Source organism: Bacillus sp. 1780r2a1, assembly GCA_024134725.1.
GTDB classification, from domain to species: Bacteria; Bacillota; Bacilli; order Bacillales; family Bacillaceae_H; genus Priestia; species Priestia aryabhattai_A.
This window is the reverse complement of record CP099863.1, coordinates 726,298-742,389: the sequence shown is the minus strand read 5'-3', so window position 1 is coordinate 742,389 and position 16,092 is coordinate 726,298. Positions and strand designations below refer to the sequence as shown.

13 protein-coding genes are annotated in these 16,092 nt (G+C 37.7%); 3 read left to right on the top strand and 10 right to left on the bottom strand.

Going from position 1 to position 16,092, the window contains the following annotated elements; genetic code table 11:
- The first annotated feature begins 137 nt into the window (after positions 1-137).
- Positions 138-1,031 (top strand): AraC family transcriptional regulator, encoded by an 894-nt coding sequence (locus NIZ91_03870; GenBank protein USY55804.1) that lies wholly within the window; start codon positions 138-140, stop codon positions 1,029-1,031.
- A gap of 61 nt (positions 1,032-1,092) precedes the next feature.
- Here the strand turns inward: NIZ91_03870 and NIZ91_03865 are convergent, their stop codons facing one another.
- Positions 1,093-1,335, bottom strand: coding sequence for a hypothetical protein (locus tag NIZ91_03865; GenBank protein ID USY55803.1), 243 nt, complete (start codon positions 1,333-1,335; stop codon positions 1,093-1,095).
- 275 nt (positions 1,336-1,610) lie between these two features.
- Positions 1,611-3,200, bottom strand: a complete 1,590-nt coding sequence (locus NIZ91_03860) for a solute:sodium symporter family transporter (GenBank protein ID USY55802.1) — start codon at positions 3,198-3,200, stop codon at positions 1,611-1,613.
- Positions 3,201-3,258: 58 nt separating this feature from the next.
- Here NIZ91_03860 and NIZ91_03855 point away from each other — a divergent pair, with 58 nt between their 5' ends.
- Positions 3,259-3,786, top strand: coding sequence for a hypothetical protein (locus NIZ91_03855; GenBank protein ID USY55801.1), 528 nt, complete (start codon positions 3,259-3,261; stop codon positions 3,784-3,786).
- A gap of 244 nt (positions 3,787-4,030) precedes the next feature.
- Here the strand turns inward: NIZ91_03855 and clpB are convergent, their stop codons facing one another.
- Together clpB and NIZ91_03845 are read right to left on the bottom strand one after the other, a co-directional pair.
- Positions 4,031-6,628: an ATP-dependent chaperone ClpB gene (gene clpB, locus NIZ91_03850; protein USY55800.1), complete on the bottom strand. Its 2,598-nt coding sequence runs from the start codon at positions 6,626-6,628 to the stop codon at positions 4,031-4,033.
- A 103-nt stretch (positions 6,629-6,731) separates the two neighbouring features.
- A complete protein-coding gene (locus tag NIZ91_03845) occupies positions 6,732-6,911 on the bottom strand; it encodes a YjzC family protein (protein ID USY55799.1) in 180 nt (59 codons plus the stop codon).
- A 226-nt stretch (positions 6,912-7,137) separates the two neighbouring features.
- On the opposite strand from NIZ91_03845, the gene NIZ91_03840 reads away from it, so the two are divergent.
- Positions 7,138-7,950, top strand: coding sequence for an undecaprenyl-diphosphate phosphatase (locus tag NIZ91_03840; protein USY55798.1), 813 nt, complete (start codon positions 7,138-7,140; stop codon positions 7,948-7,950).
- Positions 7,951-7,982: 32 nt separating this feature from the next.
- On the opposite strand, the gene NIZ91_03835 is transcribed toward NIZ91_03840, so the two are convergent.
- The 6 genes from NIZ91_03835 to argB form a co-directional block, all read right to left on the bottom strand.
- Positions 7,983-8,627, bottom strand: coding sequence for an SDR family oxidoreductase (locus NIZ91_03835; protein ID USY55797.1), 645 nt, complete (start codon positions 8,625-8,627; stop codon positions 7,983-7,985).
- 313 nt (positions 8,628-8,940) lie between these two features.
- Positions 8,941-9,891 (bottom strand): ornithine carbamoyltransferase, encoded by a 951-nt coding sequence (gene argF / locus NIZ91_03830; GenBank protein USY55796.1) that lies wholly within the window; start codon positions 9,889-9,891, stop codon positions 8,941-8,943.
- On the bottom strand, positions 9,888-13,004 hold the full coding sequence (locus NIZ91_03825) for a carbamoyl phosphate synthase large subunit (protein USY55795.1): 3,117 nt from the start codon (positions 13,002-13,004) through the stop codon (positions 9,888-9,890). Before NIZ91_03825 ends, argF begins: the two co-directional genes overlap by 4 nt.
- Positions 12,997-14,067 carry a carbamoyl phosphate synthase small subunit gene (locus tag NIZ91_03820; GenBank protein USY55794.1) on the bottom strand — a complete coding sequence of 357 codons (1,071 nt, stop codon included), beginning with the start codon at positions 14,065-14,067 and terminating at the stop codon, positions 12,997-12,999. The genes NIZ91_03825 and NIZ91_03820 overlap by 8 nt, the downstream gene beginning before the upstream one ends.
- A gap of 70 nt (positions 14,068-14,137) precedes the next feature.
- Positions 14,138-15,292 carry an acetylornithine transaminase gene (locus tag NIZ91_03815; GenBank protein USY55793.1) on the bottom strand — a complete coding sequence of 385 codons (1,155 nt, stop codon included), beginning with the start codon at positions 15,290-15,292 and terminating at the stop codon, positions 14,138-14,140.
- Positions 15,258-16,082 (bottom strand): acetylglutamate kinase, encoded by an 825-nt coding sequence (gene argB / locus NIZ91_03810; protein USY55792.1) that lies wholly within the window; start codon positions 16,080-16,082, stop codon positions 15,258-15,260. Before argB ends, NIZ91_03815 begins: the two co-directional genes overlap by 35 nt.
- Positions 16,083-16,092 lie beyond the last annotated feature (10 nt).

Genomic DNA, 16,092 nt, shown 5'->3' with positions numbered 1-16,092 from the left:
CGATAATGTGAAGCTAGTTAAGACTATAAAAAGCCTTTTTTAATATTTTCATAAATAAAGTGAAATATATGTAGCAAAATGAAAACGATTACGTTAAAGTATAAATAACAATATTTTTTAAAAAAGAAGGTGAAAATTTGCTACCACAATTTCAAACAAAGGAATATGCCACCTATGCTTATCGTTTCTTTGAATCTCGTACTAGTGATGTTGCACAGCTATGGTCAGTAGGATGGGACGAGGTATACTCTCCTCTTTATAATTGGAGCGGGAAACAGCGAAAAGAAGTAGGAAAATATATTTTTCAATATACAGTGTCTGGATATGGAATGATTGAAGTTGACGGAACTCAATATAAGGTAGATGCAGGTAAAGCCTTTATTGTCAGCACGCCTGGCGACTATAGATATTATTTACCTAAAGAGAGTGAAAATTGGGAATTTATTTTTTTAACGTTGTATGGTGATGAGGTGAAAAAATGCTGGGATTACATCCAAACAAAGTTCCAGTCAGTCATCCGATTTCACCCTGAATCAGCACCGATACAACTTCTCGCTCAAATCTATAAGCGTGCAAGTGAAAAAAATATCACAGACCCATTTTATGCATCAAGCCTGTGTTATCGCTTTGTAATGGAGCTTTATCAATATGTAAAGAATATGGACTCTTTTACTGAAGACTGGCCTGAGAGCATTATTAGCTCTATCTTGTTTGCTAGAAACCATTACCATGAAGAGATTGGTCCAGATGAAATGGCGGAATCAGCAAATTTATCGCGTTATCATTTTAGCCGCTTATTTAAGCAAACAACGGGCTTAACTCCGATTCAATATTTAACAAAAATGCGGATTCAAAAAGCAGCTGAACTTTTGAACCAAACAAAATACTCAATTGAAGAGATTGCAGAAAACGTAGGCTATGCAAATGCAAATTATCTTACAAAGGTATTTAGAAAAACTACAAGCATGACGCCTGGACAGTATCGAAAGAGCAATTCATCAATTGATGAACTTTTTACTCTTCCAAAATAATCGTTTAAGCAAAAAAATCCCCCTTGTTGTCTAGGACTCTCGACAACAAGGGGGTTTTTATTTATTTTTCCGGTATCTCGACAACAACGGATCCATTTTCATAAATAAAAGTAAGCTTCTTACCCGGAATAATCATATTCTCTAAGATATCGCGTGCTGCTTGCAAAGCAATTTCTGTACGCTGTCTTTTTTCTTTTATTTCATCATCTGCTTCTTCAGTGCATTCAACGCTTCTAATTTGTTGAAGTGCTTGATCAATAAAGTCATATGCCTCATCATATACGCGCTCAACATGTTCTTTCATAAATTCAATCGATTCCTTTCTTTAACCTCTAATCGAATTACGCTTTGTGCTTATTATCTTAAAGGATAGTACTTCGTTCGACAATATGCAAGACAAGAAATATTCATTCCATATGTAAGATCCTGTACTCTCTAAAGACAATTTTGTTACATCGCGCTCCAAACACTAGTTTTTAACTTGTTTTCCCAACAAACAAAAATATCCGAACGATTGCAGACTAGCAATTGTTCGGATATCTCGTTGACTGAAATAATTATGTCCAAGCCTCTTTTGTCTTATGAAGCAATTCCAATTGGTGAAAAGAGCGCGTAAACCACTAACATTGCAAGAACCGCTGCAATTCCCATCGGATACAAAAGCTTCCAAGGAGTTAAGTCTACTGCTTTTTGATCTTCTAACACATATACATCTTGTTTTGGAGCAATTTTTCCAATGATAAGCATTAATCCGCTGCATAAAACGAATAGGATTGCTAAAATATGAAGATAGTGTAAACCTGTATCCCATACTAGCTGCGTTACCGCATAAATTGAGATAAATACAGCTAATGACACTTTGGCTGCAAGTGCAGGCACTCTTTTCGTCACATAGCCGATGAACACAATTGTAAAGATTGGAACATTGTAGAATCCATTAACCATTTGCAAGTATTCAAAGAATCCGTTTGGTACATTTGCAATTAAAGGTGCAACACACATTGCAAAAATAGCTAAGAATACACCTACTACCTTACCGTTTTTAACAAGCTCTTTATCTGTTGCTTTTGGCTTAAAATAAGGCTTGTAAATGTTTAAAACAAAAAGCGTAACGCTCGAGTTTAACGCTGAGTTAAATGATGATAAAATAGCTCCGAATAACACAGCTGCAAAGAATCCAACAAGCGGCGTAGGTAATACATGGTTAACCAACTTAGGATACGCTTCCATAGGTGCAAGCCCTGGGCCAAAAATATTAAACGCAATAATACCAGGTATAATTAAAAATGCTGGTCCTAATAACTTCAAGAAAGCCGCAATGAGTAAACCTTTTTGTCCTTCTTTAAGGTTTTTGGCAGCCAATGCACGCTGCATAATATGCTGTGCTGTACCCCAGTAGAACAAGTTAACGAGTAGCATTCCAGTAAACATTGTACCAAATGGTACAGGATCTTTTTCTCCACCAATTGAATTTAGCTTTTCAGGTGTATTTTCCATAATTTTATTAAATCCATCAACTGGAGATCCATCGCCTAAAACCATTAGTCCTAATACTGGAATCATTAACCCTCCGATTAATAATCCAATTCCATTTACTGTATCTGATACAGCAACCGCTTTCAATCCTCCGAATATTGCATAAATTGAACCGATAATACCAATGGTCCATACTGTAATCCAAAGTGCTGTTGTGGAACTTACTCCGAACATACCTTGTACATTAAAAATGCTGCTCAGTGCAGTGGCTCCTGAATATAAAATAGGGGGTAATAAATTTAGTACATAACCAAATAAAAATAAAATGGTAACAATCTGTTTAGTACCTGAATCAAATCGAGATTCTAGAAAATCCGGAATCGTTGTAATTCCGCCTTTTAAATAGCGTGGAAGTAAAAATAATGCAACCAATACAAGAGCGATTGAAGACCCTACTTCCCAGCCCATTGCAGACATATTAAACGAATAGCCATCAGCATTTAAGCCTACAAGCTGCTCTGTCGATAAGTTCGTTAATAAAAGAGAGCCTCCAATTACCCAGCCTGTTAAGCTTCTTCCACCTAAGAAATACCCGTCTGATGTTTCTAAATTTTCATCGCGAGTGAAGCGATATGAAATATATGCTACTAAAACGGTAAAGAATATAAACGATCCCACAGTGACTATATTCATTGATGAACACCCTTTTCTATTTTCTGTCGTGTGCATTTTTGATGAAGGAGAGATACTTTTGAGCCAACCATCTATTTTTGTACCGCTTACAATTAGTTGTTTTCATATTATCATACTGTTTTTTGTCAGACAGTTAGATGATAGCTATACCTCTTTAGTGAATCTATTTATACTGCTACTTACTTTTTTTTATGTGCTATTGATTCAGCAAGCATTAAACAAAGTAATGAAAGTAAGAGCCTGTCTTCTTTTTGTGCAAATTAACGACTTGTTTTTCTTCATATTATATATGGTCGTAATTTTCAATGGAATTTTTTCATTTGTAAACGAGCAAGTGTTGCATAGTTATCGCTTATTTACGCTCGTATGTATGATTCCATTCTATTTCATTTTAATCTGGCTTTCTCTTCAGCTCTTTATAGAAATGAAAAGAACCGGATTATTGACTGTTTCATTAGGTGCTCTGCTATTAGCTTGTTATCCTTTAACATCGCTTATTTTGTTAGCATCACCTTTATCTAGTTTACTATTGCTTTCCTCCTTTATCTCTATAAGTTCTTTTGAAACCAAACAAGTACATGCATAATTGTTTACTGTCCATTGTTTCTTTTAGGATCCTAAATAGTGCTTTACTAAGAAAGCGAATTCAATAATTTATACTCATTCTATAAGCGCTTACAATTATAGTCAATAGTAAAAATCCATGCTCACAAAGGTAGTTTTTTGCTCAACGGAAACACAGATACTATATTCCTACCATTTACGATAATGTACTTCATTTTTCCAAAGCAAAAAAAGACCATTTAGCAACTACTAAATGGTCTTTTTTATTATTCAATAACGAACTGGTCTCCTTTATTATCAATAACTACATCGCTGTGATCGGTGATATGTCCAGCAATTAATTCCCTAGCAATTTTTGTTTCAACATACTTCTGAATAAACCGTTTCAGCGGGCGCGCACCATAGACAGGATCAAAACCTGCTTTTGCGATGTAATTTTTTGCTCCCTCAGTTAGCGTCAGCGTAATATGTCTTTCTTGCAAACGATTTTCAAGCTGCTTTAATAGCTTTTCAATAATTGATTTTACTTCACTCACTGATAATGGCTTAAATAAAATTGTGTCATCTACACGATTTAAGAACTCAGGACGAAAATGCTGTCGAAGCTGCTGAAGTACCTGTTCCCGACTTTCCTCCTCAATGTTTCCATCTTCTGTTAAACCTTCCAGCAGTGTTTGTGAACCAATATTAGATGTCATAATGATAATCGTATTTTTAAAATCAACTGTTTTTCCTTTTGAATCAGTTATTCTTCCATCATCCAGCATTTGAAGGAGTACGTTAAACACTTCAGGATGTGCTTTTTCAATTTCATCTAGTAAGACCACAGAGTACGGCTTTCTGCGAACGGCTTCTGTTAACTGACCTCCTTCTTCATACCCAACATAGCCTGGAGGAGCACCAATCAAGCGTGAAACCGCATGCTTTTCCATATACTCAGACATGTCAATACGAATGATATGATCTTCACTGTCAAACAACGTTTCAGCAAGCGTTTTAGCTAATTCCGTCTTTCCAACTCCAGTTGGACCTAAGAAGATAAACGAACCAATTGGCCGGTTTGGATCTTGAATACCTGCTCGCGCTCGAATCACCGCATCAGTTACAAGTGATACAGCTTCATCCTGTCCAATTACGCGCGCTTTTAAAATGGACTCCATTTTTAACAGTTTTTCTCGCTCTCCCTCTACGAGCTTTGATACTGAAATACCTGTCCAGCGTCCCACAATCTCTGCAATCTCTTCTTCTGTAACCTCTTCACGAAGCAAGCGTGACTCTTGTTTTTTCGAAGCTTCAGCCTCAAGCTGTTTTAATTCTTTTTCATAGGCTGGAATATGCCCATGACGAAGCTCTGCAGCTTTATTTAGGTCATAACGTCCTTCTGCTTCTTCTAAATCTCGCTTTGCTTTCTCTAACTTTTCTCTGACATCTTGGACAGCTTGAATAGACTGCTTTTCCTTCTCCCATTGAAGCTTCATCACATCGGCTTTTTCAGTTAAGTTTGCCACTTCTTCTCGAATAGCGTCTAAGCGCTGTGTGCTAGCAAAGTCCGTTTCTTTACTTAATGCTGCTTCTTCAATCTGCAGCTGCATGACTCTTCTTGTTACTTCGTCTAGCTCCGCTGGCATAGAATCAATTTCTGTTCGAATGGTTGCACACGCTTCGTCTATTAGGTCAATTGCTTTATCAGGCAAAAACCGGTCAGATATGTAGCGATCTGACATAACTGCGGCTGAAACAAGAGCCCGGTCATGAATATTTACACCGTGATGGATTTCAAATCGTTCCTTTAATCCTCGAAGAATAGAAATCGTATCTTCTACTGTTGGCTCTTCAACTAATACTTGCTGAAAACGGCGCTCTAGCGCTGGATCTTTTTCAATATATTGACGGTATTCATCAAGGGTTGTTGCTCCAATGCAGTGAAGTTCACCACGAGCAAGCATTGGCTTAAGTAAATTTCCCGCATCCATGGCTCCGTCTGTACGACCAGCTCCTACAATAGTATGCAGCTCGTCAATAAATAATAAAATCTGTCCATTGCTCTTTTTTACTTCTTGTAACACAGCTTTTAGACGCTCTTCAAACTCACCGCGAAATTTTGCTCCTGCTACTAAGGCTCCCATATCTAGAGCAAACACCATTTTATCCTTTAATCCTTCGGGAACATCTTTTCGCACAATCCGCTGTGCAAGCCCTTCCACAATCGCTGTTTTCCCCACTCCAGGCTCTCCGATTAACACTGGATTATTCTTTGTTTTACGAGAAAGGATTCGAATGACGCGACGAATTTCTTGATCTCGGCCGATGACAGGGTCTACTTTTCCTTCTCTTACTTCTGCTACCAAATCACGACCATACTTGCTTAAGACTTCGTATGTCCCTTCAGGTGTTTGATTCGTAATACGTTGATTGCCACGAATTTTTTGCAGAACGTCCATTAGCTTTTGCTTCGTGATTCCGTATTGGTTAAACAGCTTTCCCAAACTAGTTTTTGAATCTTTATTAGCCCCGGCTAAAAACAGGTGCTCTACTGCCATATATTCGTCTTTTAAGTTATCTGCCTCTTCTTGAGCTTTAACAAGCAGCTGCTGTAGAGCCGACGTAATATATACTTTACCAGCTTCAACACCTGAACCAGTTACAGATGGCTTTTTAGCTAACTCTGCTTCAAGGCTTTTTATAAACTGCTCTGTTTCAATATGTAAATGATCTAAAATACGAACCGCAATGCCATCTGGCTGATGAACTAACGAGTAAAGTACGTGAAGACTATCAATTTCTTGATGACCTCGCTTAATGGCTTCAGATTGTGCACTCATAACTCCTTCCTGAAGCTTTTGCGTCATTTTATTTACATCCATTGTAATCCCTCCACCTTTGACTATTCTTGACCTTTATTTCATATTATAAAATGGTTTTTGTACGCAAGTAAAGCCATCTGCAGGAGATGGCTTTACTTGTATATTAAGGCTTTCTAATATATGTCCAATGACGATCATCATTCGACGTTTCTGGAAAACGATCTCCAGCTTGCAACTTCACTTTTTTAGGATTATTTACGTTGCTTCCCGTTTCACCAATTTCTATATAAACACCGTTATTTGGTGCTTTTTGACCTGCTGTAAAATGACGGTTTTGTCCCATTTCCCTTCCTCCTTCATTAATAAAAAATCCAGCTCTTCTCTTATACTATGCCCCCTGTTTTTCATTTCATAATCAGGATATGAACTAGGAAAACATTAGAAAAAGCGTTTACATTTAAAGGAATTTCTCTTTTTACTTCACAGTGAAGCAAAGTTTTTTTATACTGAAAGATGTACCTTTAACAAATATTTAAATTAACTATTGAAAATGTAGAAAGGATTTACGCATGGAACAATTTTATTTGCTTTTGAAGTATTTATTTTTAGGCCTTTTCCAAGGGATTACAGAACCGATTCCCGTCTCGTCTAGCGGACATATTGTACTTGCTCAACATTTATTTGGTTTAAATATTGAAGGCCTCAGTTTCGAAATTTTAGTAAATACAGCTTCTTTGATTGCAGTACTTATTATTTATCGTGAAGATATTCTTCGACTTATTGTAAATGGTCTTAAGTTCTTAAAAACAAAGGATCAAGACGCAAAATCTGATTTTCAATTTATCATTTACTTAATCATCGGAACAATTCCGGCCGGTATTATTGGAGTACTTTTTGGTGATGTGATTGAAGCAAATCTAAAATCGTTGAAAGTACTTGGTTTTGCTTTAATTGCTACGGGTATTGCCCTTTGGATTATTCGTAACCTTCGAGGACGAAAAAATGACGCAGCGCTTTCTGTAAAAGACGCTATTATTATTGGACTAGCGCAAGCTGTAGCACTTATCCCTGGAATTAGTCGCTCAGGAGCAACTATTGTTGCTGCTATGCTACGCGGAACAAAACAAGAAACGGCTCTTCGTTTCTCATTCTTACTTTACATTCCCGTAAGCTTAGGTGTAACAGTATTAGGGATTAGCGACATCTTAAATGATCCAAACTTTTCTGAGCTATTATTACCCTATACAGTAGCTTTCTTTGCTTCATTAATTGCTTCTTATTTCTCATTAAAGTGGTTTATGGGTATTATGGCGCGAGGAAACTTAAAATATTTTGCTTTTTATTGTTTTATTGTCGGTGCATTAGTGGTTATTTTTCTTTAAAAAAATGCGGATGGAAAACCATCCGCATTTTTTTAATGAGCAAATTGAATCGCTTGTTCAATTTCTGTTTTTCCGCTTAGTATTTCAAACGTTTTTCCAATTGTTGTTTCCTCATCTAAGCTTGCTACCAGTGCTTTTGCTACGTCTGCTCGAGGAATTGTTGCAGATTTGTCCGCAATGTCTGTGTTCACATCAATTTTTCCAGTGGCTTGATCATCGGATAAACTTCCTGGGCGAACAATTGTATACGCTAAATTTGATTGCTTTAAGTATTCATCAGCAATTGCTTTAGCACGAAGATAAAGTTGAAGCCCCTCTGGGCCTTGCTCAGGCGCGTCTGTTCCCATTGAACTTAACATAACAAAGCGCTTCACTCCTGCTTTTTTGGCCGCATCAATGACATTCTTCGCTCCATTTTGATCCACAGCAATTGTCTTATCATCTCCAGTGTGACCACCAGAACCCGCTGCAAAGATGACAGCATCCATTCCTTTAACCGCTTCTGATACATCTTTTTCTAAATCCGCTAGTATCACATCTACATTTTGCTGTTCAAAAGCTTTCTTTTGCTCTTCTTTACGTATCATGGCATATGGTTGATGTTGACTGGAGTTAGCTAATAATTCCACTACCTGTTTACCCGTTGTTCCATTTGCTCCTACTACTAAAACTTTCATAGATGTCCTCACCTTTCGTTCTGCTTAATATGTTTATGGTGTTCCCCTGGAATGTACAAATTAAACCCGATATGAAAGAAACATATAGACAACAGGCTTGGATCTAACGAACTAATTCCACCTTAAAGACGAATCATGACGTTTCTAGACTAGTTAGGTTAAAAAAACCACGTTCCTTCCATTGTGCTCCACTAGTTGTTAATAATTTTTCGTTCTACCAAAAAATATCCGAGCTACCAAAAGTAATTAACTTTTAATAGTTCGGATATTTCATCAATTAAAACCCTTATGTCACGGCCTTTTTATACCATCATTAAGCTAAGATTGCTTGTAGCAAGGCTTTTTGTACATGCATGCGATTTCCAGCTTGCTGGAACACAACAGAGTTTGGCCCATCAATAATGCTCGCCGTTACTTCTTCTTCACGATGTGCAGGTAAACAGTGTAAAAACAGATAATCTGACTTGGCATGTTGAACAAGTTCATCGTTTACTTGATACGAAGCAAATACTTCTAAACGCTTTTTCGCTTCTTCTTCCTGTCCCATACTCGTCCATACATCTGCATAGATTGCATCAGCATTTTGAACGGCTTCAACAGGATCTTCTGTAATAGTAATGGTTGCTCCAGTTTCGTTTGCAACTTTTTTTGCATATTCCGTTACAAATGCCTTTGGTTCATAGCCAGAAGGACAACCAATTGAACAATCAATCCCCATTTTTGCACATGCAATCATTAACGAATGAGCTACATTATTTCCGTCACCTACGTAAGCTAACTTTAAGCCGCGGAACGTTTGTTTATGCTCATAAATTGTGAGCAAATCTGCTAGTGCTTGGCACGGATGATAATCATCCGTCAAGCCATTAATTACTGGGATAGATGCGTATTCCGCCAGCTCTTCTATTTTAGAATGTTCAAACGTACGAATCATAATTGCATCGATAAACTGAGACAGCACTTGAGCCGTATCACCGATAGTTTCACCACGACCAATTTGAAGGTCTTGACTGCTTAAAAACAGTGCATTTCCGCCTAACTGAAGCATACCTGCTTCAAACGATACTCGCGTTCTTGTTGAAGACTTTTCAAAGATCATGCCTAAAGTTTTTCCTTCAAGCGTTTTAACGATTTCTCCATTTTTATGCTTTTCTTTTAAGCTAATAGCACTTTCTAGTAAAAACATAATATCTTCTGGTGTTAAATCTTTTAATGTCAGCAAATCTTTACCTTTTAAATTTGCAGATGCTGATACAGTACTCATGAGATTGTCACTTCCTTTTCATTATGTTGAAACCACTCTTGTAATGACGATACGCTATACTCACTTACATGATATGACTGTAAGAACAGTTCGAACGTTTCTAGTTCTGTTAATACTAGCAGACCGTGCTTTAATGCAAGCATACGATTATCTTTCTTTGCAGAATCAAAACTTACAAATAGTAATGCTTCTTTGCTTTTTGTCCAAGCTTGTAGATCTTTCGTATCTACAAGTTTCAAACCAGCCTGAGTAATCGCTACTTTTAATTTTTCTGGTACTTCTACTGCATCGATATAGATTTCAACTGCTTCTTTTTTAGACGTTGCATACTGATGAAATACTTTCTTAGACGCTTCCTCGATTGTAGAAGCAATCGCAATTCCTTCTCCTGTTGATTTCATTTCTGGTCCAACAAGTGGATCTACTCCTGATAATTTACTTGTCGAGAAGACAGGAAACTTTACTGTTACGTATGCTGGGTCTGGCAATAAACCTGTTTGTTCGCTCATTTCCGACAAAGATTTCCCGAGCAATACTTGCGTTGATAGCGAAATAAGCGGAACATCACATACTTTACTTACAACAGGAACTGTACGACTTGCACGAGGGTTTACCTCTAAAACGTATACTTCATCGTTATAGATTACATATTGAATATTCATAATCCCTTTATAGTTAAGCTTTTGAACAATTTTTTGAGCATATAAAACCATTTGTTGTTTATGAGCGTTCGTTACACTTTGGGCTGGTAAAAGCGCATAGCTGTCACCAGAGTGAACACCTGCTTTTTCAACATGCTCAACGATCGTTGGAATTAAAACGTCTTTTCCGTCGCAAACGACATCCACTTCAGCTTCTTGCCCAGGATAGTAAGCATCAAGCAGCATTGGGAAATGTGATGATTTAATCGATGATAAACAATCCATGAGTTCCTGTTCATTTTGAAGCGTAAGCATTCCTTTCCCTCCAATAACGTAAGAAGGACGAATTAATAGTGGAAAGCCCATTTCTTTTGCCTTTGTAACCAGCTGTTGCTCACTATCTGCCATCTCACCAGGAATATGTGGAATGTCACAATCGTCTAACAGCTGATAAAACTGCTCGCGATCTTCTAAGGCGTCTATCATGCTATTCGTAATACCTAGCAAGTTAACTCCTGCCTCTTCAAGACCTTTAACTAATGAAATAGCCGTTTGTCCACCGTATTGAACAATAACATCATTTACGTTTTCTGCTTCTAAGACATTTAAGACATCTTCAACCGTAACTGGTTCGAAATAGAGACGATCTGCTACCTCAAAGTCTGTGCTAACCGTTTCCGGATTATTGTTAATCAAAATGGTTTCATAACCCGCCTTTTCAAGCGCCCACACACCGTGTACTGAACTGTAGTCAAATTCTACACCTTGCCCAATTCGAATCGGACCAGATCCAATAATTGCTACTTTTTTATTTGAAGACGGTTCAATTTCGTTTTCTCCATAGTAGCTAGAATAAAAATATGCAGTGGATGATTCAAATTCTGCTGCGCACGTGTCAACCATTTTATAGCTTGGATAAATCTTTAAATCTTTACGCTTAGCGCGCACCTGCAGCTCTGACACATTCCAAATAGAAGCTAAATATGCATCCGTAAAGCCATGTTCTTTTGCATGCTTTAGTGCTTCTTTATCAATTGAATCAAAATTAACGTTCTTTAATTCTTGTTCTTGATCAATTAAATGACTGAAATGATTTAAGTAGAAGTAGTCAATTTTCGTCTTTTCATGAATTTCTGCTGTTGTCACATCACGACGCAACAATTCTAAAATGATAAAGATACGCTCATCGCTTTGGTCTGCTAGCTTATCAAATAAAGCATCTAAAGATAAAGCCTGTAGTTCTTCTACTTCTAGTCCATTTAAATCAATTTCAAGAGATGATAATGCTTTTTGGAAGCTTCTTGTAAAGGTGCGGTCAATGGCCATCACTTCACCAGTTGCTTTCATCTGCGTTCCTAGCGTTCTTTCTGCATAGAAAAATTTATCAAAGGGCCATCTAGGAAACTTCACAACCACATAGTCTAACGCTGGTTCAAAGCTAGCATACGTATCTCCTGTAACAGGATTTAATAGCTCATGAAGGTTATACCCGACCGATAGTTTTGCTGCAATCTTTGCGATTGGATATCCCGTTGCTTTTGATGCCAAAGCAGACGAACGACTGACGCGGGGATTGACCTCAATTAGATAATATTGTTTGCTGTTAGGATCAAGTGCAAATTGGATATTACAACCACCAATAATACCGAGAGCCGAGATAATTTTAATTGATGATGATCGCAGCATCTGATACTCAACGTCTGTTAATGTTTGTGAAGGTGCGACTACAACAGAATCTCCTGTATGTACACCAACTGGATCAATGTTTTCCATGTTACAAATCGTAATGCACGTTCCGTTAACATCACGCATAACTTCGTACTCTACTTCTTTAAATCCTGCGATGCTTTTCTCAATTAAACATTGATGAATAGCACTTTCTCGAAGGCCTGATGTGGCAAGCTTTTCAAGCTCTTCTAATGAATGTGCAATTCCTCCACCCGTTCCACCGAGAGTGTAAGCTGGTCGAACAATAACCGGAAAACCAATTTCTTTCGCAAACGTTAACGCTTGCTCAACTTCAGTTACAACTTCACTTTCAGGAACTGGCTCATTTAATTCCTGCATGAGGGCACGAAACTCTTCACGACTTTCTCCTTGCTTAATGGATTCAATTGGTGTACCTAGCAGCTTCACGCCGTATTTTTCTAAAATTTGATGTTCGTGTAGCTCTAATGCTAAATTCAGTCCCGTTTGTCCTCCTAGCGTTGCTAAAAGGCCATCAGGCTTTTCTTTTGCAATAACTTTTTCAACAGAATCAACCGTAAGTGGCTCAAAATAAATACGATCAGCTATATGTGTATCCGTCATAATTGTAGCCGGATTGTTGTTAATTAAAATGACTTCATATCCTTCTTCTTTCAGTGAAAGACACGCCTGTGTACCTGAATAATCAAATTCGGCTGCTTGCCCAATCACAATTGGACCAGAGCCAATAACTAAAATGGTTTGTAGTGTTTTATCTTTAGGCATATACTTTTTCGCTCCCAACTTGCTGTACTTGCTTCATAAATTCATCAAAGATATATGTGCTATCACTTGGTCCTGGATGTGCTTCTGGGTGATACTGTACCGATAACACCGGAAGTTGCTCATGTACAAGACCTTCAACTGACTGATCATTAACATTTTTAAATCGTACTTTAAGAGGCGTTTGCTCGACTGTCACTTCATCTACCACATAGCTATGGTTTTGTGATGTCATACATACTTTATTTGTAAATAAATCAATAACCGGCTGATTTGCTCCACGATGACCGAACATTAATTTCTTGGTTTTTGCACCGAATGCTAACCCGATTAACTGATGACCAAAGCAAATTCCAAGCGTTGGATATTTACTGATAATTGCTTTGATTTCTGATAATTGATCTGCTACTTGCATTGGGTCTCCCGGTCCGTTTGATAGAACAATCCCATCTGGCTTTAACGCTTTAATTTCTTCAAGTGAAGTCGAGTAAGGAACCACCGTCACTTGGCAGTTGCGATTTAATAGCTCTTGTAAAATTGATTTTTTATAACCAAAATCCATTAGTACAATATGTTGTTTATCTCCAGCGTGTGATACAACCTCTTTCGTTGATACTTGCTTAACCACGTATGGTTCAGAGTCCGTTACTACGTTACCTTGAGCAGAAGCGGAAAAGGCTGCTTGCATTGTTCCCTCTTTTCGAATTCGTTTAACGACCGCTCTCGTATCCACATGTGTGATAAGAGGAATATTCCACTTTTTTAAATATTGCTTAAAGCTATACATCGCTTCATAATGGAATCCTTCATCGGAACATTCGTATACGACAACGCCTGCTACATGAGGCTTTTTACTTTCAAAGTCTTTCTCATTAATCCCATAATTTCCAATCAATGGATAGGTAAAAACAATAATTTGGTCTTTATAAGAAGGATCCGTCACAACTTCTTGATAGCCTGTCATTCCTGTAAAAAAGACAATTTCTCCGCTTGCTTGGTGAGAGGCAGTATTTTCAATACTACCTTCAAATGAATCTCCGTTTGCTAAATGTAAATATCCATTCATTTTGCATCCCTCTTCGAATAATTATTTATTTTAAAGAATTTTTATACATCACTTTCAAAAAAATAACTGTTTATATCGTTATCTTAAGCTCTTGAAATACTTGCTCAATAACAGTCAGTGCTTCTGATAACTCTTCACTGCTAACTGTTAATGGTGGTAGTAAACGTATTACGTGAGGACCTGCACCTAACACTAACAGTCCTTTTTCACGCATAGCAGTGATTAACTGGGCTTGATATTTCCCGCACTCAATACCAATCATAAAACCTTTTGCACGAACTTCTTTCACAATTGAATAGCTTTCTAACATGACGGTTAGCTGTTTTTTGAAAGTGGCTGACTTGGCATTTACTTCTTCTAAGAATTGTTGATTAAAAATAATTTGCAGCGTTGCTTTAGCCGATGCTAAGGCAATTGGATTCCCCCCAAATGTCGTACCATGGGTTCCAGGTCCGAATGATTCCTTTAAAAGACCTTTCCCAATCATTGCACCAATAGGCATTCCGCTTCCTAAGCCTTTCGCAGCTGTGATAATATCAGGCGATAAATTAAAGTGCTGATAAGCAAATGGTTTACCTGTTCGGCCAATTCCTGTTTGTACTTCATCGACAATAAACAGCGCACCGTATTCCTGACATAGCTTTTGAATAGTTGTTAAAAAACTTTCTGTTCCTGGCACTACTCCGCCTTCACCTTGAACAACCTCAGTCATAATTGCAGCTACCGTATCATCCATTTCTGCCTCTACGCTTTCTACATCATTATAAGGAAGATAAACAAATTCATTAACGAGTGGTCCAAACCCTTCATGAATCTTTGCTTGCCCAGTTGCCGTCATCGTTGCAAACGTACGGCCATGGAACGATTTCGTAAACGTAATAATTTTATGCTTTTTGGTATGCTTTCTTGCTAGTTTAATAGCCGCTTCGTTAGCTTCTGCTCCACTATTGCAAAAGAACACTGCGTCTCCGCTTGAATTAGCAACAAGTAAGTTGGCTACTTCTTCTTGGATGGATTGGTGAAATAAATTAGACACATGCCACACTTTATTTAACTGTTCTTCTACTGCTTTTTGAACTTCAGGGTGACGATGCCCTACGTTACATACAGCAATTCCTGAAATGAAATCTAAATATGTTTGGTTATTTTCATCCGTTAAATACGTTCCATTCGCTTCTTTTACATGTATATCAAGACGTTGATACGTTGGAAATAACGAGCTCATCTTTATCCTCTCCACCTTTAATAATATGTTTAATTGCAGTTCCAACTAAGTTTCCACTTTGATCTAAAAAGCCGTTAATACCACTGATGATATTGACCTCGTGTAGCGTTGGAGACAATGCTTTGACTGCTGACATAACCTTAGGAATCATCCCTCCATAAATGGTTTTCTCTTCGATTAGCTGGCTCACTTCTTCTACCGTCAACTCTGTTAACAACTGCTGGTCTTTTAAAACTCCTTGCACATCTGTTACAAACATAAGCTTCTGTGCTCCGAGTGCCTTAGCAATTGAACCTGCTGCTACATCAGCATTAATATTAAACATCTCACCTTGACTATTTACACCAATCGATGAAATAACAGGGATGTAGCTTTTTTCTATCAGCTGCTTTAAAAGGTTTTCATTGACAGAAACCACTTCCCCAACATAACCTAATTTTTCAAAATCAATAGCTTCAGCTTCTAAAAGCTGAGCATCACACCCTGACAAACCAATTGCTTGAAGACCTTGAATTTGAATATCACGCACAAGCTGTTTGTTAACCTTTCCTGATAGCACCATTGTCACCACATCTAAAGCTTCTTTAGATGTTCGTCGTAAGCCATCTACGAATTCTGCTTTAATATCAAGCTTTGCTAACATATTCGCAATATCTGGCCCCCCACCATGTACTAATACAATGTTATGGCCACTCTCAATCAGCTTCTTTAAGTCTCTAAAAAATGAATTTGTTAACTGATTAATGATGCTTCCTCCACACTTTATAACAATTGTTTTTGCATCCGACATCGTCTTCTCT

Bases quoted from the DNA above. Each gene is read 5' to 3' on its own strand.
- NIZ91_03865 (USY55803.1), bottom strand. From the start codon at position 1,335: ATGAAAGAACATGTTGAGCGCGTATATGATGAGGCATATGACTTTATT.
- NIZ91_03860 (USY55802.1), bottom strand. From the start codon at position 3,200: ATGAATATAGTCACTGTGGGATCGTTTATATTCTTTACCGTTTTAGTA.
- clpB (USY55800.1), bottom strand. From the start codon at position 6,628: ATGGATGTAAATAAAATGACGCAAAAGCTTCAGGAAGGAGTTATGAGT.
- NIZ91_03845 (USY55799.1), bottom strand. From the start codon at position 6,911: ATGGGACAAAACCGTCATTTTACAGCAGGTCAAAAAGCACCAAATAAC.
- NIZ91_03840 (USY55798.1), top strand. From the start codon at position 7,138: ATGGAACAATTTTATTTGCTTTTGAAGTATTTATTTTTAGGCCTTTTC.
- NIZ91_03835 (USY55797.1), bottom strand. From the start codon at position 8,627: ATGAAAGTTTTAGTAGTAGGAGCAAATGGAACAACGGGTAAACAGGTA.
- argF (USY55796.1), bottom strand. From the start codon at position 9,891: ATGAGTACTGTATCAGCATCTGCAAATTTAAAAGGTAAAGATTTGCTG.
- NIZ91_03825 (USY55795.1), bottom strand. From the start codon at position 13,004: ATGCCTAAAGATAAAACACTACAAACCATTTTAGTTATTGGCTCTGGT.
- NIZ91_03820 (USY55794.1), bottom strand. From the start codon at position 14,067: ATGAATGGATATTTACATTTAGCAAACGGAGATTCATTTGAAGGTAGT.
- NIZ91_03815 (USY55793.1), bottom strand. From the start codon at position 15,292: ATGAGCTCGTTATTTCCAACGTATCAACGTCTTGATATACATGTAAAA.
- argB (USY55792.1), bottom strand. From the start codon at position 16,082: ATGTCGGATGCAAAAACAATTGTTATAAAGTGTGGAGGAAGCATCATT.